This is a genomic window from Blautia sp. OF03-15BH (assembly GCF_003463065.1).
In the GTDB taxonomy this organism is placed as follows: domain Bacteria; phylum Bacillota; class Clostridia; order Lachnospirales; family Lachnospiraceae; genus Limivivens.
On sequence record NZ_QSCM01000004.1, the window covers coordinates 251,217 to 270,865 of the forward strand.

Genomic DNA, 19,649 nt, shown 5'->3' on the forward strand with positions numbered 1-19,649 from the left:
GGAAAAAGAGGCGGATATCCTTTCAATACCCGCCTTTTTTTGGTACCTTTATTTAACTGCGCCGGTAATACCTTCTGCAAAGCTCTTCTGGAAGAAGAAGAAAATAACAACCGTCGGGATCGTACAGATCAGTACACCGAGCATCAGCATACCATAGTCAACCACGTATCCGCTCAGCAGGTTGGCAACCAGCATCGGCATGGTAATGGAGCTGTTGGTCTGCAGAATAACTTTCGGCCACATATAGTTGTTCCATGCGTTCATGAAAGTGATAATCAGAGCTGCTGCGTATGTAGATTTCATAGTTGGAATGAACATGCGGAAAAAGATTCCAATCTCACTCAGACCATCCAGACGGGCCGCTTCTATGATATCATGCGGGAAAGACCGGGATGCCTGACGGAACATCATGATCATGAAGGGGGTCGAGATGGACGGAAGCATAAAAGCCGCCATCGTGTTGACCATCTTCAACTTGGAAAACATCCGGAACAGCGGGATCATGATCGCTGCAAAAGGAACCATCATCGCTGTCAGCAGAATAGCAAATACGATATCTTTTCCTTTGTCATGATAGATTTCAAAACCGTAACCGGCCAGGGAGCAGACCAGCAGACAGATCAGAGTCAGCACGGTCGCATTCCGGAAGGAATTCCAGAGTGCACGGGAAAGATCCTGATTCGCGATCAGTGTCTTAAAATTCTCTACAAGATAAGTACCCGGAATCAGTTTTCCTCTGGATACATCCACGCTCTTGTTTGTAGCCGCACACGCCATGTAGTACAGCGGGAAAACGGAAAACAACGAACAAATGGTCAGAAAAATATACATTGCCGCTTTTTTGCCTTTATTCATCGTTCATCACCTACTTTCATCTGGATCAGGGCCAGGACAGCCACCATTACAAGGATCACGATGGACATTGCTGCCGCATAACCGAAGTTCGGGCTCTGTACAAAGGATGTATTATAAATATAATGGGACATGGTCATCGTTGATTTACCAGGTCCGCCGTTGGTCAGGTTCAAAGACTCATCAAACAGCTGCAGGGTACCATTGGTAGAAGTAATGGTCGTCAAAAGGATCGTTGGCTTCAGCAGCGGAATGGTGATCTTAAAGAGGATCTGTCGCGGGGTCGCACCGTCGATCCTTGCCGCCTCGTAAACAGAGTATTCAATATTCTGGAGGCCTGACAGATAGAATACCATATTGTATCCGGTCCATCTCCAGATCAGGGCAATGATGATTACCGCTCTTGCTGTCCACGCATTGGAAAACCACATGATCGGGTTTGCTCCGACAGCACGAAGAACTGTATTTACGAAACCGTCATTGGCAAACAGGGAACGGAAAATCATGGAGTAGGATACCAGAGAAGTCGCACAGGGAAGAAAAATACAGGTTCTCCAGAGTCCCTTGAAACGAAGGTCTTTGTTATTCAGGATCGATGCCAGGATCAAAGCCAGTGTCAGCATGATCGGCACCTGAATGATCAGATAAAAGAATGTATTGAACAGTGTCCCTTTAAATGTCGGGTCTTTCAGGATTCGGGCATAGTTTGAAAAACCATTAAATTTCAGATTAACGCCCAGTCCGCTTTTCAGTGACAGAATAAACGCCTGGATCATCGGATAAAAGCTTGTCCAACAGATCAGAATCACACCAATGGAGAGAAACGCCCAGCCTGTCAGGTTATGCCTTCTTTCCAATGTCATTTTTCTCTTTTTTTGCATGAAGCATACCTTCCCTTCTTTATATGGAAAAAGGTCTGCCTGCTGTTCTGCCTCGAACAACAGTCACAGACCTTTTCCATTTATCTTACCTTACTGTTTCTTTTTCAGCGGAAACATTAAGCACCCATGGTGAATTCCAGAGTTTCCTGTGCGGTCTGGAGTTCAGAATCCACATCTGCACCAGTCTGGGTAATGTTGGAAAGTGCGATACCTACCGCATCACGGGCGTCATAGTAGAATGCGCCGGTGGTGTTGGACGGAGTCTTGGTTGCGAAATCAACAATCTTAGCATAGATCGTATCGCCGCCGTAGAAGTCAACCGGTACGTTGTATGCGTCAGATTCTCCAGCCGGAGCCCAGGTTGCCAGAGCGCCTTTGGAAATGATATCATCATAAAGCTCTGTGCTGCCTGCGAAGGTAGCCTTCAGGAAATCAACAGCCAGTTCTGTCTTTGCGCAGTTGGAAGAGATTGCCCAGGAGGAACCACCGTTGTTGGAGTAGTTGGTAGCGCTATCTACATCATCCAGTCTCGGCATATTTGTGATTGCCCATTTACCGGACTGATCCTCTGCTGCCTGAATGGAAGCCAGAATCCAGCATCCGTTGAAGGTGCTTGCTACGGTGGAGCTGTTCAGAGAAGAAATGTACTGATCCCAGTCGGTAACCTCTACCAAAGTACCATCTGCAACCATCTGTGCATAGATCTCAACACATTTTTTCAGGACCTCATTGTCAGCAATATTGCCTGTTCCGTCTTCGTTGAAGAGGGAAGCTCCACAGGACTGAAGCATCATCATGATCACATCCGGGGAACCTGCCTGAGCGGTCAGCATCGGAAGACCGGTCTTTTCAAGAACCACCTTTGCCTTTTCCATGTAATCAGACCAGGTAATGTCTGTAAAATCATCTACGGTATAACCAGCCTGCTCGATCAAATCTGTACGAACTGCATTCACAACTGCACCATTGTCAAACGGAACACCGTAATTTACGCCATCCAGTGTGGAATAAGCAACCTTTGCCTCAGAGAACTGAGAGAAATCGATTCCGGAATCGGTCAGATCGGTGAAAACGTCCGGGTAGAACGTTGCATATTTCTGGAAGGAGTTATCCTGCATCAGGAAGATGTCCGGAAGAGTACTCAGGTCACCTGCATTCACTGCTGTGGTGATCTTTGCCTCAATCGCATCGGATTTGATCTCTGTAACCTCTACTTTAAAGCCCTCATGGTCTTTTGCATAGATTTCTGCTGCTTTGTTGATTGCATAGATGTTAAAGTTCGGATCCCAGGTCCATACGGTCAGTGTGTTGTCATCCTCGCTTGCAGCCGCCGGAAGAACAGCCCCCATAGAAAGTACCATTGCGCCTGCCAGCATACATGCCATTGCCTTTTTCAGTTTCATACTGCACATCCTCCTTTAATGTTTTGTACATTTTCACCAGCCTTCGACTTTTTTCGTCTCAAAACATTTGAACATCTTGTATAGTTTTGAGCCTTTTATTCTGGCGAATATGTTAGTATTGTACTCTATATCTTTTTCCTGCGGTGAGCATTTTCAACCAAAAATAATGCATTTTTTATCTTTTTTATATTTATATCCTTTCTGTTTTATATATTATAGACAATAAAAAGCTCCCCTTTTTCCTGCTAAGGAGAGCTTTTTGAACAAAGAAACCATCAAATACTTGGTTTTTTTATCCTATATTGCAGATAAAACTTCTCTAAAAAAGTATTTTCTGTCCTTTTCCTCTGCTTTTCCTCCAGGCATGTGGCGAAGTGCTGAGAAAACGTCCAAAATTCCGGTTGAATGTGGACATGGATACAAATCCGGTTTTCACAGCGATTTCCTCCAGAGAAGCATTGGTATCCAGCATCAGCCGGCAGGCTTCACGGATCCGAACCTTATTCACATATTCCATCGGCGTCATCTGCATGTTCTTTTGAAAAAGGCGGCGAAAATGCGTTTCACTCAGGCCACAGACAGCAGCCAGATCTCCTGCATGAAGAGGCTCTCTGTAGTGCTCTTCCACATATCGCAGAGCCGCCTCCACCTGCCTGATCTCTTCTTTCCAGAGATTTTTCCCGACGACCGGAAGTCTTTTATCTGAAACCAGAGAATCAGCCGCTTCTCCATCCAGCCGGGCGATCTCCATAAGAAAAGCCAGAAGATAACCTTTTACGCTCTCCTGATAGAACTCGCCTTTTCCTTTCATTTCCCGCAGGATCTCCTGCACCAGATCTCCAAGTACCGGATTCTTTTCATAGGTGAGAAGTCTTGCTCCTCTGTTGATCCTCCTGCAGATCTCTTCCACCAGACGGTTCCTTCCCGGATAAAGATCCAGCAGAAACCGTTCCATATCAACAAAGAGAAACTCCCAATAGTCCAACCCTCCCTCTTCCCCTTGAATGGCATGAGGACAGTTTTTCGGTATTAGCGTAAGTATCTGTGGAAAATAAGGGAGTTCTCCGTTTTCCAACCGGATCACACCCTCTCCCTCGTAGCAGTAGCCCACCTCCAGATGATTGTGAAAATGAAGACTTTCTCCCTCCGAACCATATTTCCGTTTCCATTCCGCTCCATAAAGTGCCAGCAGATAATTCTCCCTTGGAATATCATAAAAGCGAAAAAAAATCTTATCCATTGCTTTTTTCTTCGTCATATTCTCTCCCTGATCTGTCATATCTTTTCTGCCCTTATCATACCAGTTTTCATATCTTTTTTGAAGCCTTATCGCATTTTTTCTTTGAAGTCACAGACCTTTTGACACTGCAATCATAATGTGATAGGATAATAAAATGATGTTGGCGTAAACGTCCAAAGGAGGAATATTTATGACAGATGAAGCCCGACCCTATTTTCCCATGTTTGTGGACATTTCTCATAAAAAAGTTGTCGTTGTCGGTGCCGGTACCATTGCCAAACGCCGGATCCGCACACTGGTGGATTTCACCGAATGTCTGACTGTCATCGCACCCGAGGTCAATCCGGAGCTTCTGGAACTGCAGGCCCAGGGAAAGATCCGGATCCTGAAAAAGCAGTACCAGAGAGAAGACATCTATGATGCTGACCTGGTCATCGCCGCCACCAATGACCACCAGACCAATGAAGATATTTACAGTGTATGCAAATGCATGGGGATCACCGTCAATGTCTGCAGTGACAAAAACAAATGTGATTTTTATTTTCCCGGTATCGTAAAAAAAGACAATCTCGTAGTCGGAATCACCGCAAGCGGAAACAACCATAAGGCGGCCCGTGAAACCTCCGACCGCATCCGGAAGCTTCTCAATCATCCGGAAACCTGAAAAAGACGAATCCTCAGGATCTTTTCCCGTTGGATTCGTCTTTTTTATTCAAACAGTCACTGTTTCGTAAAGCGGACATTCGCAATCCGCGTTCACATTCTGCTCCAATGCAAATTGCAAAGCAGCTCCACTCACCCTCTCGGATGAGCCTTCGCATATACACGTTTCACATGATCGACACTGAGGTTCAGGTAAGTCTGCGTGGTCGTGATATCTGCATGCCCCATCATCTCCTGGACCGCCTTCAGATCTGCTCCGTTCTGCACCAGATGAGCAGCAAATGAATGGCGGATGGTATGGGGGGTGATATCTGTTTCGATCCCAGCCTTTGCCGCGTATTGCTTGATCAGCTTCCAGAAACCCTGGCGGCTCATAAGGTGACCGGAGCAGTTTACAAAAAGGTAGACACTGTCTCCTTCCTTCAGAAGCTCTTTCCGGGCCGATCCCAGATAAATTTCCAATGCTTCCCGGGCTTTCGGGCCATATGGGATCACACGCTCCCGTTCCCCGTCCCGGCAGATCACATAAGAAAGACGCTGGTTCAGATCTTCTGTCTTCAGCGTAATAAGTTCCGTCACACGCATGCCTGTAGCATAAAGCAGTTCCAGCATGGCTTTGTCACGGATCCCTTTTGGCATTTCCGGATCCGGCTGTTCCAGAAGGCTTTCCACCTCTTCCACTGTCAGGATCTCCGGTGCCTTCCGGTCGATACGCGGGGCGCGGATCTGACTGGTCGGATCCTGAAATCTACGGTCCGTGTCACAGAGATAGTGAAAAAAGGCTTTCATGGAAGCTACATTTCTGGAAACGGTAGCCGTGGAAAAACCTTCCCGTTCCAGGAAAAGGATATAGGAATTCAAAGAAGTAGCTGTCACGTCCTCCGGCGCATGAATCCCCTTTGCAGCCAGAAAAGCAGCCAGTCTTTTTAAATCTCTTTCATAAGAACTCATCGTACTCTTCGACGCATTTTTTACCTGCATCAGATAAGTCATGAATCTGGGAATCTGTTTTTCCATAAATCGTATGCCTCCGCTTCTTTATCAGGTGTTAATTATAGTCGATTTCTGTCAAAATTCCAATGGCAGTTTCTACAAAAAATACATTTTCATTCCAAACCACCAGATATCGTTTTTTCTTAAGATTTTCTGAACTAAATCTTGCGTTTTTCTTTCACAGGAACAAAAAAAGAAGGCGCAGATTCCATGGATTCAGATAGCTTTCCGTCAAAATACCCAAAAAGAAAAGAACCGTACTGCCCATCAGCTTCTTTCCCGGGAAAGCCGTCCAACGGTTAAAACTCCATTTCCACTCTGCCAGCCCTTGAAGCATAACGAGAGTTCCGGCAGCATAAAAGATTCCCTGCGGCAATACAAGAAGCAATCCTGTTCCAACTCCCAGAAAACCAAATTTTAACACAGAAATCCCCATGACCGTACCAAAAGAAAAGCCAAACCAGCCTCCTGCAAGAAACAACGGAAGATGGACGCCGGCCCCAAAAAAGAAGACCGGAAATAGAGCCACCCATTTCATCCGTTTTCCCAGGAAACAACCCAGAAGCTCTCTTTTTTCCCAGCTTCGGTATTTCAGCCGCCGAAGATAAAAATTGCTGATCAGTCCTGCCTTCTGAAGATAATAAGTTTTCCCGTACCAGATGATCAGAAGAGAGAACAGAACCCCTGTCAGGAAAGCAGCTGTAAAATACCGCATCATTGTCTCATCCGGATAGCGGATCTTCTTCATAGCATCGTCCTTTTTTCTCTTCTGTCTCTATTTCTATGCATTCTGCTTTCTTTCCATGAAAAAAGGCAGCGGATTTTTCATCCACTGCCTCACTAACATCTCTTTTATTTTGCGTAATCCACCACGCGGGATTCTCGAATAACGCTGACCTTGATCTGTCCCGGATATTCCAGCTCTGCTTCGATCTGCTTGGAAATATCGCGGGCAAGCAATACCATATCGGCATCGCTGACCTGTTCGGGCACAACCATGATCCGAATCTCTCTACCTGCCTGAATAGCAAAAGATTTGTCCACTCCCTTGAAGGAGTTTGTAATATCCTCTAACTGTTTTAATCGATTGGTATAAGTTTCCAGAGTCTCTCTTCTGGCACCCGGACGGGCTGCAGAAATCGTATCAGCAGCCTGTACAATGCAGGCGATCAAAGATTCTGCTTCTACATCTCCGTGATGAGATTCCACCGCATTGATGACTGTTCTGGATTCTTTATACTTCTTACAAAGATCAGCACCGATCTGAATATGGGAGCCTTCCATCTCATGATCGATAGATTTACCAATATCATGCAGAAGACCTGCACGTTTGGCAAGACGGACATCCACACCGATCTCTCCTGCCAGAAGACCTGACAGCTGAGCAACCTCGATGGAATGTTTCAGGGCATTCTGACCGTAACTGGTACGGAACTTCATACGTCCCAGCAGACGGACAAGCTCCGGATGGATACCATGCACTCCTACTTCCAGAGTAGCAGCTTCTCCTTCCTCACGGATCATGTTGTCCACTTCTCTCTGCGCTTTCTCCACCATCTCTTCGATTCTGGCCGGATGGATACGTCCATCTACGATCAGCTTCTCCAGAGCGATTCTTGCAACCTCTCTGCGGATGGGATCAAAGCTGGAAAGGATAACGGCTTCCGGTGTATCATCAATGATCAGATCTACACCTGTCATAGTCTCAAGGGTACGGATATTTCTTCCCTCACGACCAATGATACGGCCTTTCATCTCATCATTCGGAAGCTGTACCACAGAAATCGTGGTCTCAGATACATGGTCTGCCGCACATTTCTGAATGGCATTGACCACATACTCCTTCGCTTTCTTGCCTGCGTCTTCCTTTGCTCTGGCTTCCAGCTCCTTATAGAGCTTCGCCGTGTCATGCTTCACTTCGTCTTCAACAGTTTTTAAAAGATACTCTTTTGCTTGTTCGGAGGTCAGACCGGAGATTCGTTCCAGTTCCTGTACACGTTCTTCACTGAGCCGTTCGATCTCGCTGCTCTTTTTACGCAACTCATCTTCTTTGGCTGTTAAACCTGCTTCCCGCTTCTCAATGGCATCTGCTTTCTTGTCCACTGCTTCTTCTTTAGAAAGAACACGCTTCTCATATCTCTGAAGTTCGGATCTTCTCTCCCGGGTTTCTTTCTCGAGATCGTTCTTCGTCTTTAAAGACTCTTCCTTTACTTCGAGTAATGCTTCGCGCTTCTTTGTCTCTGCAGTTTTCAGAGCGTCATCTATTATCTTCCTGGATCTCTCTTCCGCACTTCCAACCTTGGCTTCCACCGTCTTTTTATAATTGGAAATGGAAATAGAGTAGGTAATAGGAACAGCTACCACAAGAGTGATGAGAACAGCTATAACCGCTATTACTGCACCTGGCACAGGAGCACCTCCTTATTAAATTTTCATTGTACAAATACAACACTTGAATTGTATACTGTTTTGTGCAAATTGTCAAGAGTATTCATTCTGCATTTCGCTGCCGCCTTGCAGGACTCTTCTTACTCCGGAGGAGGAAAACCCCCTGCGCATAAGAAAGGCATAAAGCTTCTGTTTCTCTGCCGGAGTACAGTTTCCGGGATCGATCTTCTTCTTTTTCACCCACTTGCGGATCAGCACTTCTTCATCCGGTCCCTCCTGTTCCTCCATCGCCTGCATCAGCACCTCTCTCGGTACTCCTCTTTGCGTCAGTTTCTGTTTCAGCTGCATGGCGCTCAAAGACTCACCGTGCGTCCGGATGTAATTCTCCGCATATCTGGCATCATCCAGATAATGAAGATCTTTCAGCCACCGGATCACCCGCTCGATCAGCTCTTCCGGATAAAGATTCTGCTTTAATTTGGTACGGAGCTGATATTCTGTCCTGTCCATGCTTTTTAAAAGATAAAGACAGCGCATACGAATCCGTTTCCAGAGGATCTCATCCATGATCTCCCGATATACCGCTTCCGGAAGTTCCTGATCTTTCTCTATATGACAGAGGGACAGCTCACCTCTGTAAAGTACAAAGGCGGGCTGTCCGTCCAGATAGACCTTTCGCTTTCCGCTTCCGCAGTCTTCGATTTCAGTCACGATCATTCTTCTGTCTCTCCGTCAAAGAAGTTCTCCAGATCCTCCCCTGAGATCTTCTCTTCCGTTCCGGCACTCTCTACCACATCACCCTGAAGGCCGTAATGTTCCCGTACGGCAGTCTCGATCTCAGCCATCTCTTCCGGGTTCTCACGCAGATAGAGCTTTGCATTCTCACGTCCCTGACCAATCTTGGCATCATGATAGGCATACCAGGCACCACTCTTATTGACGATCCCGAGATTTGCTGCCAGATCCAGGATATCACCCTCACGGGAAATTCCTTTTCCGAACATGATATCAAATTCTGCCTCCTTGAAAGGCGGAGCGATCTTATTCTTCACCACACGGATACGGGTACGGTTTCCTACGACCTCGCCACCCTGTTTCAGAGACTCGATACGACGTACATCCAGACGGATGGAGGAATAGAATTTCAGGGCCCGGCCTCCGGTCGTGGTCTCCGGATTTCCGAACATCACGCCTACCTTTTCACGCAGCTGGTTGATAAAGATCACCGTACAGTTGGATTTGCTGATGATACCGGTGAGTTTTCTCAACGCCTGGGACATCAGTCTGGCCTGCAGACCTACATGGCTGTCTCCCATATCTCCTTCGATCTCCGCCTTCGGAACCAGAGCTGCCACAGAGTCTACAATGATAATGTCCACTGCTCCGGAACGTACCATGGTCTCTGCGATCTCCAGTCCCTGCTCACCGTTGTCCGGCTGAGAGATGTAGAGGTTATCAATATCCACGCCGATATTTTTCGCATAGACGGGATCCAACGCATGCTCTGCATCGATGAAACCGGCGATACCGCCTCTCTTCTGAACCTCGGCTACCATATGAAGCGCTACGGTTGTCTTACCACTGGACTCCGGTCCGTAGATCTCGATCACACGTCCCTTTGGAATACCGCCCAGTCCCAACGCAATATCAAGGCTTAAGGAACCAGTGGGAACGGTCTCCACATTCATGCTGGCTCCGTCACCCAGCTTCATTACCGCACCCTTACCGTAATCCTTCTCCAGTTTTACGATGGCGGCTTCCAGTGCTTTTAACTTTTCTTCTCTGTTTAATGCTTTCTCATCCTGTTGTGCCATTTTCTTCTCCTTTTATATATCGTCTCACAAGAACACTTGTTTAGAACCTATGTTCGTTTCTTTACCTGTGTTCTATAGTAGTATAAATTTTAACGGTTGTCAATGGTTTTCTTTTTCATTGGTGGAATGTTTTGGCAGATCTGCCGGAAGGGGTTTTCACAGAAAAAGCAGCCGGGAACTTCGGCTGCTTTTATTATACGCGGTAACTGTATTTTAAGTCAATATGGAACTTTTCAGATCTCCTGCTTTTCCACGACTTCACCCTGCTTCTTATAGATGCTTTCCGCCGGAACCACACCGCGGACAGAAGAAAGCGGATAAATATTGGAATCATGGCCGATGACGGTACCCGGATTCAGGACAGAACCGCAGCCTACCTCCACCCGGTCACCCAGCATGGCTCCGAATTTTTTCAGTCCGGTCTCAAGCTTTTCCTCTCCTGCTTTGACAACCACCAGTTTTTTATCTGATTTTACATTGGAGGTAATGGATCCGGCTCCCATATGAGCTTTGTATCCCAGTACGGAATCTCCCACATAGTTATAATGCGGTACCTGTACTTTATTGAAAAGCACCACATTCTTCAGTTCCGTGGAGTTTCCTACAACAGCACCCTCACCTACGATGGCATTGCCGCGGATAAATGCACAGTGACGGACCTCTGCTTCTTTCCCGATGATGACATTTTCACCGATAAAAGCGGTCGGTGCCACTTTGGCAGAACGGGCGATCCAGACGTTGCCTTCCCTTTTTTCGTACTCGTCTTCGCTTAAACGGCTTCCAAGAAGCGGAATAAAATCTTTAATCTTTCCCAGGATCTCCCAGGGGTACTCTGCTCCTTCAAAAAGCTCTGCTGCAATGGTTTCTTTCAAGTCATACAGATTTTCGATTTTACATGTTTCCATCATGCTTTTTGTGCCTCCTTTTTGGCTGCTGCCCGTTTCGAAGCGGGCTTTGCTGTTTTCTGATAATAAGGGGAGAGCCGGTCAAACATACCTTTCAGCGCTGTCTGATAGCTTCCTGCCATCACCTGATCCGTATGGCGGCGGATAAAACTGGTCAGCTTCACCATATATTCTTCCTGCGAGATCGTTCCCTCCGCCACATAAGTCAGGCCTTTTTCCCAGCTGGCTGTAAGCTCCGGGTTCAAAAGAGACCGGATCGATACGTTGACTACACAGAAGATCATCTCACCGAGCTGGGTCGGTGTCAATACCTGAGTTTTCTTATTCAGTGCCAGATATTTGTTTGCCACAAGTTTTTTCAGGATCTCCGCCCTGGTAGCACTGGTGCCGATGCCGCTTCCTTTGATCTGCGAACGGAGTTCTTCATCTTCAATGAGCGAACCGGCATTCTCCATAGCCAGGATCATCGAACCGGAATTGTAGCGTTTGGGCGGCGAAGTCTCACCTTCCTTGATCGTAAGGGATTTTACCGGAAGAATACTGCCCTTTTTCAAAGTGGAAAGAGCATTTAAAAGTGCTGGATCCGCATCCAGATTTTCTCCATCCCCTTCCGTCGCCTTTTTCTCCTTCGGCATACCGGCCACCTTGAGGTACCCGGGCTCCTGCAGGATACGGAAATTGGAAAAAAACCGTTCCTTTCCGATCATGGACACCAAACTGACCTTCTGATAGACAGCCGGCGGATAAAAAATACTCAGGAACCGCCGGACGATCATCTCATAAATCTTTGCCCCGTGGCCACTGACAGAACGGAGTGCATTCAGCCCCTGCCCGGTCGGAATGATCGCATAATGGTCGGTGATCTGTTTGTCATTAACATAACGGGTAGAAGCAATCTTCTGAAAAGCCTCTCCTGCCAGAACTTCCTGCACAAAGTCTCCGGCATAATCAAGGGCTGCCAGTCCCCGGATGTTTTTATAGATCTCTTTTGACACCGCTGTGGAAAGGACTCTGGCATCCGTTCTCGGATAAGTCACCAGTTTCTTTTCGTAGAGCTCCTGGACAATTTTCAGCGTTTCATCCGGGCTAATCTTCAGATAGCGCGAGCACTCATTCTGAAGCTCTGCCAGGTTATAAAGAAGCGGAGGATTTTTTGTTTCTTTTTTCTTCTCCATGCGCTCCAGAACTGCCAGCAGGGGCTGATTTTTCTCCAATGTACGGATCAGCTCCCTGGCGTCTTTTTCTTCTTTGAAGCCGTTTTCCTTATAAAGTTTCGGAGACTGGTACCAGTCGGATCCCTCTACCGCCCGGAATTCTCCGGGAAATTCTTTTGCCTCACCGATGCTCTGCGAAGCCACGACCCGGTAAAACGGTGTTTTCACAAAGCTGCGGATCTCCCATTCCCGGCGCACTACCATGCCAAGGACGCAGGTCATGACCCGTCCTACCGAGATCACCGTATAACGGGTTCCCAGATAACTGGAGATTGCATTTCCGTACTTTAACGACAGAAGTCTGGAAAAATTGATTCCCATCAGATAGTCTTCTTTTGCCCTTAAATAAGCAGAATTTGCAAGATTGTCATATTCTGAAAGATCCCTGGCAGTCTGGATCCCGTGAAGGATCTCTTCCTCTGTCTGAGAATCGATCCAGACTCTCTTCCTCACCTTTCCCTTTACCCTTGCCATCTCTTCCACCAGACGGTAAATATACTCTCCCTCCCGTCCGGAATCGGTACAGACATAGATCACATCAATGTCCTTCCTTTTCAGAAGGCCGCTGACGATCTGGAACTGTTTCTTCACCGAGGGAATCACCTCATAGAGAAATTTTTCCGGAATAAAAGGCAGCGTAGCGAGACTCCAGCGTTTGTATTTTTCATCGTAAACCTCCGGATAACTCATAGTGACCAGATGACCAACGCACCAGGTCACCACAGAATCTTCGCTCTCCAGATAACCGTCCTTCCGGACACCGTTTACACGAAGCGCCTTGGCAAATTCCTGGGCCACGCTTGGTTTCTCTGCAATATATAATGATTTTCCCATTCAATTAATTCCTTTTTCCAAACTTTAACTCTTTTTTCTGAAAGATCAGAACGGCAAGACCGTAAAAAACAATTCCCAGCAGGAGGAAAAAAGCTGCTGCAAGACCTCCATTATCAGCCAGAAGACTCTCCTGTCTCAGAACAGAAAACACGGTAAATCCTCCCGGTATCTCAAGCCAGCCACCCAGACCTTCGAGAAGATACAGGAAAAATCCGCCTCCCGTCAGTCCCCAGAGAAGCAGACGGCGGGTACTTTTTCCAAATCCGGAGCAGGAGACCAGAAAAGCAAAGCCTCCCAACACAAACTGAACAGCAAAAGCTTCCAAACTCTGAAAAAGAAAAGCCGTTACATTCTGTGTATCCGAACAGAAAAGACCGCTAAAAAGCAAGCCGGCTCCGGCAGAGACAGCAAGCATGGAAAACTGATCCAGCACCAGTGAAAACGCTTCCGTGCGAATCACGTTTTCCCTCCCAAGAGGAGTCACGATATAGGAGATCAGCCTGCCACTCTCCATTCCCTCAGCTACCAGTTCTTCTGCCCGGCAAAGAGTATATATAGTCGGAAGCAACAGCACCCAGAAGCCAAAGAAAACGGTTGTAAGGGTACCGGAAACAGACGGATCAGAAAGTTTTAAAGAAACCAGCTGCAAAACCGGATCCAGAAAATATTCTTCCAGATTCAGAAGAATACTCTTCCCTGTAGGCACACAGGACAGGATCAAAAGCAGCTGGATCAGACAGAGTCCGAATACCGTCATGCACCATCTTTTCCAGGTTTCTTTTATATTTTCCAGAAATACAGCAGAACTAATCACGGATCTCACCTCCGTAAAAATGAATAAACATGGTCTCCAGCGGCTGCCGGACCTTTTCCCAGCCCATAAGATGATATTTTTCAAGGATACGGATCAGAGGCGTCAGCTCCCCTGTCGCGGCCACCGTCACCTGACTGCCGCAGACGTCCTGTACTTCCACCTCTTCCTTCAGAAAACCAACTGCCTCCTGCTCTGAGGAAAAGGTCAGGATATAGCTCTGTCTTTTCTGCCGACGAAAAGCTTCCACATCATCAATGTTTACAAGATTTCCTCTCCGCAGTAAAGCAATCCGGTCACAGCAACGCTCCATCTCTTCAAAATCCTTTGATGCCCAGACCACGGACTTTCCTTTTTCCTTCTCTCCCCGCACCAGTTCTGCCAGACAATGACGTGCAGCCTGATCGAGATCCTCTGCTGGTTCATCCAGAAGCAGTACCTGCGGATCATGGACAAAAGCTGCTGCGATCCCAAGTTTTTTCTTTTCTCCCGGTGAAAGTTTTCCTATCTTTTTCTCCGGATTCAGTCCAAACCTCTGTGCTGTGCGGATACCCGTTTCCACACTTCTTTTGCCACGGACAGCCGCCTGAAACCTTAAATACTGAAGTCCTGTCATTTCTTTTGGAAATTCCGGGTGTTCCGGAAGATAACCGATCTGATAAGACAGGTCTTTTGCATGATCATGACAGTTTTTTCCATTCACGGAACACCAGCCGTTCCCCGGTGTACAAAAATCCAGCAGCAGCGAAAAAACCGTCGTCTTTCCTGAATTTTCCGGTCCCAGAAGCCCGAAAACTTCCCCATCTGTGATTTCGAAAGACAGTCCAAAAACCCCTTCCCCTGTCCCGTAGCTTTTCGTCAGGTTTCTAAAACGAATCATTTTCTATGGTCGTTCCCCTCTTTTGTATCATTTCTCATACTTATCGGGGCCAAAAAGTCTTTTGACCTTTTGCCCCTGGCATCATCATGATGTTGGGGTCAAAAGGTCTTTTGCCCCCAACGGATGCCTGCGAATTGCTCCGCTGCAAAGCAGCTCCCGCAATTCTATAAACATTCGAAATCCGCTGATTTACTGCGTAAATCGCTACTTTCTCATGTTTGGCGGGTCCCAAGTTCAAAAGCCTTATCATGCAAGCATGAACGGCTTTTTGACCTTTTGACCCTAGCATCATCATTGTATTGGATTCTCTGACAAATTACAACCCTTTTACAGGAAAAAACCTCCGGCAAAAAATGCCGGAGGCCCGCTCATGTGTTTCTTATTTTGCCTGGATATAACCTTTTGCTTTCAAAGTCTCTGCACAAAGTACAGCTCCGCCTGCAGCACCACGGACGGTGTTGTGGGACAGTCCTACAAATTTCCAGTCATAAACGGTATCTTCTCTTAAACGGCCTACGGAAACTCCCATTCCGTTTTCATAGTTGACATCCAGAGACACCTGCGGACGATTGTCCTCTTCCATGTAACGGATGAACTGCTTCGGAGCGCTGGGAAGATCCAGTTCCTGGGGAACACCTTTAAAGTTTACCAGACGGTCAATGAGTTCCTCTTTGGTCGGTTTCTTTTTGAATTTTACAAATACGGCAGCGGTATGACCATTCAGTACCGGAACACGGATACACTGGCAGGTGATCACCGGGCTGACTGCCGGAACGATAACGCCATCCTCGATCTTTCCCCAGAGACGGAGCGGCTCTTTCTCACTCTTCTCTTCCTCTCCTGAGATAAAGGGAATGATGTTTCCTTCCATCTCCGGCCAGTCTTTGAAAGTTTTTCCTGCTCCGGAAATTGCCTGATAGGTCGTAGCTACCACTTCATAGGGTTCAAACTCTTTCCATGCAGTCAGAACCGGTGCATAACTCTGGATGGAGCAGTTCGGTTTTACTGCAATGAAGCCTCTGGTCGTTCCCAGACGTTTCTTCTGATGCTCGATGACTTCAAAATGCTCCGGGTTGATCTCCGGAACTACCATGGGAACATCCGGTGTCCAACGATGCGCACTGTTATTGGAAACTACAGGAGTCTCTGTCTTTGCATAAGCCTCCTCGATGGCTTTGATCTCCTCCTTGGACATATCTACAGCGGAAAATACGAAATCTACGGTAGAAGCAACCTTCTCTACCTCGTTTACATTCATAACTACCAGTTTCTTTACTGCTTCCGGCATCGGCGTATCCATTTTCCAGCGGTCGCCGACTGCTTCTTCATAAGTTTTTCCGGCACTTCTGGGGCTGGCTGCCACAGTAACCACCTCAAACCAGGGATGATTCTCCAGAAGGGAAATAAAACGCTGACCTACCATTCCGGTAGCGCCAAGAATACCAACACGTAATTTCTGACTCATTTTTCCAATCTCCTCATTCGCGTGTCGCTTGTCTTTGTATCGCGTACACTTGTTTTTGTGTTATGGGTGTGATAATATACCATTTTTTGAAAAAAATCAAGCTTTTTATTTTTTTCAGACCTTTTTTTCTTTCCAAGGCTGTTTTTCCTTCTCGGCAATGTTTTTTCAATCCGGAAAAAGCCTGTTTTTTTGCAAAATTGCTATCCGTATCTGAAGCATAGTTTAACACATTAACGTGTGTTCAGTCAACCTTCCTGCCAGTTTTTTCCGCTGCTGTTTTCTTCTGCTCTTCCCGTTCTCTCTGCGAAAAGATACAGCCGCAGTAATCCTGCCGGTAAAGCCCATACTCGGTGGAAAGCTCGATGGACCGTTTATAGCCCTCTTTTTTCTTAAAATCTGTAGGCAGCCAGACTGCATTGCATTCCTTTGCGCACTGTTCCCCGATCTCATTGATCTTCGCCGCATTCTTCAGCGGACTGATGGTCAGGGTCGTCGTGAAAAAGTCAAAGCCTCTCTCTGACGCCAGCCGGGCCGCTTCCTTCAGCCGCAGCGCAAAGCAGGCGAAACACCGTTCACCACCCTCGGGGATCTTCTCCAGCCCCTTCACTGCCTCATAAAACTGCTTCGGTTCATAGTTTCCTTCTATTACATGGATTGGATGACGGGCTGGAAGCTCTTTCGCCAGACGCTTCTGCTCCTCCACCCGCTTCCGGTATTCCTCCTCCGGATAAATATTCGGATTAAAATAAAAAATCGTGATCTCAAAATAATCCGAAAGATATTCCAGACAGTAACTGCTGCAGGGCGCACAGCAGCTGTGAAGAAGCAGAGTCGGAACCTTTTCCTCTTCCTTTGGCAGTTTCTTCAAGACTGCCTCCAGCTCCTTCTGGTAATTTCTTTTTATGTTATTCATTCCTTAATTGTTCCTTTCCTCCAGCACAAGTTGTCTCACATGCGCTGCACCATATCCCCGACGTTTTCCCGGAAGTCTGTGATCAGGTGCAGCCCTCCTTCGCGTATTATACACCAATTCCATAAACTTTCCTAGACAGATCTCTTTAACCTTTCATTTCCTTCGGCATAGGATAAATTATACGGGACTTCTTCCCGTAAATCTCTGAAACGGAGGTATCCATGGAGCCGCTTTTAGAATTAAAAAATATATCCCATGCCTACCACACCAGAGGCGGCGAGACAACCGCCCTGTCCAACCTGTCTTTTCAGGTCTTTCCCGGAGAATTTCTCGCCCTCATCGGTCCCAGCGGGTGTGGAAAAACAACTGTTTTATCCATCATCGCAGGCTTGATCCCGGCGGAATCCGGTGAGGTTCTTTTCAAAGGAAAACCTATGCCGAAGCAGAACAAAGAGCTCGGCTATATGCTCCAGAAGGATCAGCTTTTTGAATGGCGTTCCATTTACCGGAATGTGACTCTGGGGCTGGAGTTGCAGAAGAAAAAGGACCCGGAAAGCCTTTTCCGTGTAAAAAAGATGCTGCAGGAATACGGACTGGAGCCCTTTGCCAATGCAAAACCTTCGGAGCTTTCCGGCGGCATGCGCCAGAGGGCCGCACTGATCCGCACACTGGCGGTGGATCCGGAGCTTCTTTTACTGGATGAGCCTTTCTCCGCCCTGGATTATCAGACCCGGCTTTCGGTCTGTGACGATATCGCTTCTATTATCAAAAAGGAAAACAAAACGGCCATTCTCGTCACCCATGATCTTTCGGAGGCCATCAGTGTGGCAGACCGGGTCATCGTCCTCTCCAGCCGGCCTGCGACCGTACGCCGGATCGTTCCGATCTCAGTTTCCATTCCGGACCGGACACCCATGCGGACCCGGAACGCCCCGGAATTCAAAGACTATTTCAATCTTTTATGGAAGGAGCTGAACCGTCATGAATAAAGGATCTTCTCTTCAGGAAGCCTATCTTTCCAGGCTGGAAAAGCAACGCAGAAAAATCATGGCCGCCCGGATTCTTCTGGCGCTGGCCTTTTTTCTTTTGTGGGAAACTGCGGCAGACAAAAACTGGATCGACAGTTTCTTTTTCAGCAGTCCCTCCCGGCTTGCCAGTCTCTTTCTTTCCATGTGGCGGGACGGCAGCCTCTTTCTCCATGTGGGGATCACTCTGACGGAAACACTGATAAGCTTCGCTCTGGTCGTCTTTATCGGTCTTGCCGTTTCCCTGCTGCTCTGGCTTTCTGACAGCGTTTTTCAGGTGCTGGAGCCCTATCTTGTGATCCTGAACAGCCTGCCAAAATCCGCCCTGGCTCCTCTTCTCATCGTCTGGCTCGGAGCAAATCAGCGCACCATTATTGTTGCCGGGATCTCCGTAGCTATATTTGGAACTATCCTGAATCTCTACACCGGCTTTACAGAAACCAGCCGTGAAAAAATCCGGCTCATCTATACCCTTCACGGCACAAAAAAAGACGCCCTTATAAAAGTCGTCCTACCTTCTACCGTTCCAATGATCATCAGCATCATGAAAGTCAATATCGGACTCTGCCTCGTCGGCGTCGTCATCGGAGAATTCATCGGTGCCAGAAACGGTCTCGGGTATCTTATCATCTACGGAAGCCAGGTCTTCCAGCTGGATCTCGTGATCCTTTCCATTCTGATCCTCTGCCTTATGGCGATGCTGCTCTATGGAGGGGTTACGGCGGCGGAGAAACTTTACCACAGGAGGCAGCACGCTTAGGAAAATGGATCCGTACCGGCGGGATTGGGGCCGCCGGTATGGAAGTTTTATTTTTCTACCAGAAATTCCTTTGTTTTCTTCATCACATCTCTGAGTATCTCAAGATTCCTTTCCGTATCCCCGCACTCCAGCGAATGGTTGCAGTCATCATACACATGCAGCGGCAAGCGATTTTTCCGGGCCAGCTGAATGATCTCTCCCGTACTGCTCCAGGGATCCGCTGTTCCGATAAAGGCAATCCCCTTCTCCGGTGCAAAGGAAAACGTCTCAGCCAGCGGCGTATACAGGACCTGTCTCACACCAACCAGCCCGTGTTTCTTCACATAAGAAGCTGCAATGATCGTTCCGATGCTCTTTGAGACAAACAGAATGTCATCGTAAACCGACCAGTCTATCTCTTCCAGTTCCTTTTCGGCCTGTTGAAACAAGGTCTCGTAAGCTTCCCTCATCTTCGCCTGATCGCCGCGGATGTTTTTGCCTTCGTATGTATAACTGATATTTCTGCATTCCTGATAACCCAGCTCCCGGGCAAGGCTTCGGCTGTAATAGAGAAGCGGCTTGTCACAGTGGTAGCCGATACCGGGGAAATAGATGGCGAGTTTTGACAT

At 47.4% G+C, this 19,649-nt stretch carries 18 protein-coding genes and 1 pseudogene; 3 read left to right on the forward strand and 16 right to left on the reverse strand.

Annotation, left to right across the window (positions count from 1 at the left end; all coding sequences use genetic code 11):
* Positions 1-48: 48 nt before the first annotated feature.
* The 4 genes from DXA57_RS06830 to DXA57_RS06845 form a co-directional block, all read right to left on the reverse strand.
* Positions 49-855 (reverse strand): carbohydrate ABC transporter permease, encoded by an 807-nt coding sequence (locus DXA57_RS06830; RefSeq protein WP_117765906.1) that lies wholly within the window; start codon positions 853-855, stop codon positions 49-51.
* Complete coding sequence (locus DXA57_RS06835) at positions 852-1,733, reverse strand: carbohydrate ABC transporter permease (protein WP_117766001.1); 882 nt, start codon at positions 1,731-1,733, stop codon at positions 852-854. Before DXA57_RS06835 ends, DXA57_RS06830 begins: the two co-directional genes overlap by 4 nt.
* 116 nt (positions 1,734-1,849) lie before the next feature.
* Positions 1,850-3,136, reverse strand: coding sequence for an ABC transporter substrate-binding protein (locus DXA57_RS06840; RefSeq protein ID WP_117765908.1), 1,287 nt, complete (start codon positions 3,134-3,136; stop codon positions 1,850-1,852).
* 319 nt (positions 3,137-3,455) lie between these two features.
* Entirely contained in the window at positions 3,456-4,394 is a 939-nt protein-coding gene (locus DXA57_RS06845; RefSeq protein ID WP_158571254.1) for an AraC family transcriptional regulator, read from the reverse strand.
* A gap of 172 nt (positions 4,395-4,566) precedes the next feature.
* Between DXA57_RS06845 and DXA57_RS06850 the strand changes: the two genes are divergently transcribed.
* A complete protein-coding gene (locus tag DXA57_RS06850; protein WP_243005726.1) occupies positions 4,567-5,040 on the forward strand; it encodes a precorrin-2 dehydrogenase/sirohydrochlorin ferrochelatase family protein in 474 nt (157 codons plus the stop codon).
* A 131-nt stretch (positions 5,041-5,171) separates the two neighbouring features.
* On the opposite strand, the gene xerD is transcribed toward DXA57_RS06850, so the two are convergent.
* The 11 genes from xerD to DXA57_RS06915 form a co-directional block, all read right to left on the reverse strand.
* Positions 5,172-6,056: a site-specific tyrosine recombinase XerD gene (gene xerD / locus DXA57_RS06855; RefSeq protein WP_117765912.1), complete on the reverse strand. Its 885-nt coding sequence runs from the start codon at positions 6,054-6,056 to the stop codon at positions 5,172-5,174.
* A 154-nt stretch (positions 6,057-6,210) separates the two neighbouring features.
* Entirely contained in the window at positions 6,211-6,780 is a 570-nt protein-coding gene (locus DXA57_RS06860; RefSeq protein WP_117765914.1) for a hypothetical protein, read from the reverse strand.
* A gap of 104 nt (positions 6,781-6,884) precedes the next feature.
* Entirely contained in the window at positions 6,885-8,417 is a 1,533-nt protein-coding gene (gene rny / locus DXA57_RS06865) for a ribonuclease Y (protein ID WP_442857671.1), read from the reverse strand.
* A gap of 96 nt (positions 8,418-8,513) precedes the next feature.
* Positions 8,514-9,137: a regulatory protein RecX gene (locus DXA57_RS06870; protein ID WP_117765918.1), complete on the reverse strand. Its 624-nt coding sequence runs from the start codon at positions 9,135-9,137 to the stop codon at positions 8,514-8,516.
* Positions 9,134-10,234, reverse strand: coding sequence for a recombinase RecA (gene recA / locus DXA57_RS06875; protein ID WP_117765920.1), 1,101 nt, complete (start codon positions 10,232-10,234; stop codon positions 9,134-9,136). The genes DXA57_RS06870 and recA overlap by 4 nt, the downstream gene beginning before the upstream one ends.
* A gap of 233 nt (positions 10,235-10,467) precedes the next feature.
* A complete protein-coding gene (locus tag DXA57_RS06880; protein WP_117766005.1) occupies positions 10,468-11,139 on the reverse strand; it encodes a UDP-N-acetylglucosamine pyrophosphorylase in 672 nt (223 codons plus the stop codon).
* Positions 11,139-13,187: a DNA topoisomerase gene (locus DXA57_RS06885; protein ID WP_117765922.1), complete on the reverse strand. Its 2,049-nt coding sequence runs from the start codon at positions 13,185-13,187 to the stop codon at positions 11,139-11,141. The genes DXA57_RS06880 and DXA57_RS06885 overlap by 1 nt, the downstream gene beginning before the upstream one ends.
* 4 nt (positions 13,188-13,191) lie before the next feature.
* Positions 13,192-14,001: a hypothetical protein gene (locus tag DXA57_RS06890; protein WP_117765924.1), complete on the reverse strand. Its 810-nt coding sequence runs from the start codon at positions 13,999-14,001 to the stop codon at positions 13,192-13,194.
* Entirely contained in the window at positions 13,994-14,878 is an 885-nt protein-coding gene (locus DXA57_RS06895; protein ID WP_117765926.1) for an ABC transporter ATP-binding protein, read from the reverse strand. The genes DXA57_RS06890 and DXA57_RS06895 overlap by 8 nt, the downstream gene beginning before the upstream one ends.
* Positions 14,879-15,257: 379 nt before the next feature.
* Entirely contained in the window at positions 15,258-16,343 is a 1,086-nt protein-coding gene (asd, locus tag DXA57_RS06905; protein WP_117765930.1) for an aspartate-semialdehyde dehydrogenase, read from the reverse strand.
* 241 nt (positions 16,344-16,584) lie between these two features.
* Positions 16,585-17,256, reverse strand: coding sequence for an epoxyqueuosine reductase QueH (locus DXA57_RS06915; RefSeq protein ID WP_117765934.1), 672 nt, complete (start codon positions 17,254-17,256; stop codon positions 16,585-16,587).
* A gap of 221 nt (positions 17,257-17,477) precedes the next feature.
* On the opposite strand from DXA57_RS06915, the pseudogene DXA57_RS06920 reads away from it, so the two are divergent.
* A pseudogene (locus DXA57_RS06920) lies at positions 17,478-17,979 on the forward strand (ABC transporter ATP-binding protein); the annotation flags it as partial.
* A 258-nt stretch (positions 17,980-18,237) separates the two neighbouring features.
* Positions 18,238-19,041, forward strand: coding sequence for an ABC transporter permease (locus DXA57_RS06925; protein WP_117765937.1), 804 nt, complete (start codon positions 18,238-18,240; stop codon positions 19,039-19,041).
* Between the two features lie 47 nt (positions 19,042-19,088).
* Here DXA57_RS06925 and DXA57_RS06930 read toward each other — a convergent pair whose 3' ends face one another.
* On the reverse strand, positions 19,089-19,649 hold the full coding sequence (locus DXA57_RS06930; protein ID WP_117765939.1) for an alpha/beta hydrolase: 561 nt from the start codon (positions 19,647-19,649) through the stop codon (positions 19,089-19,091).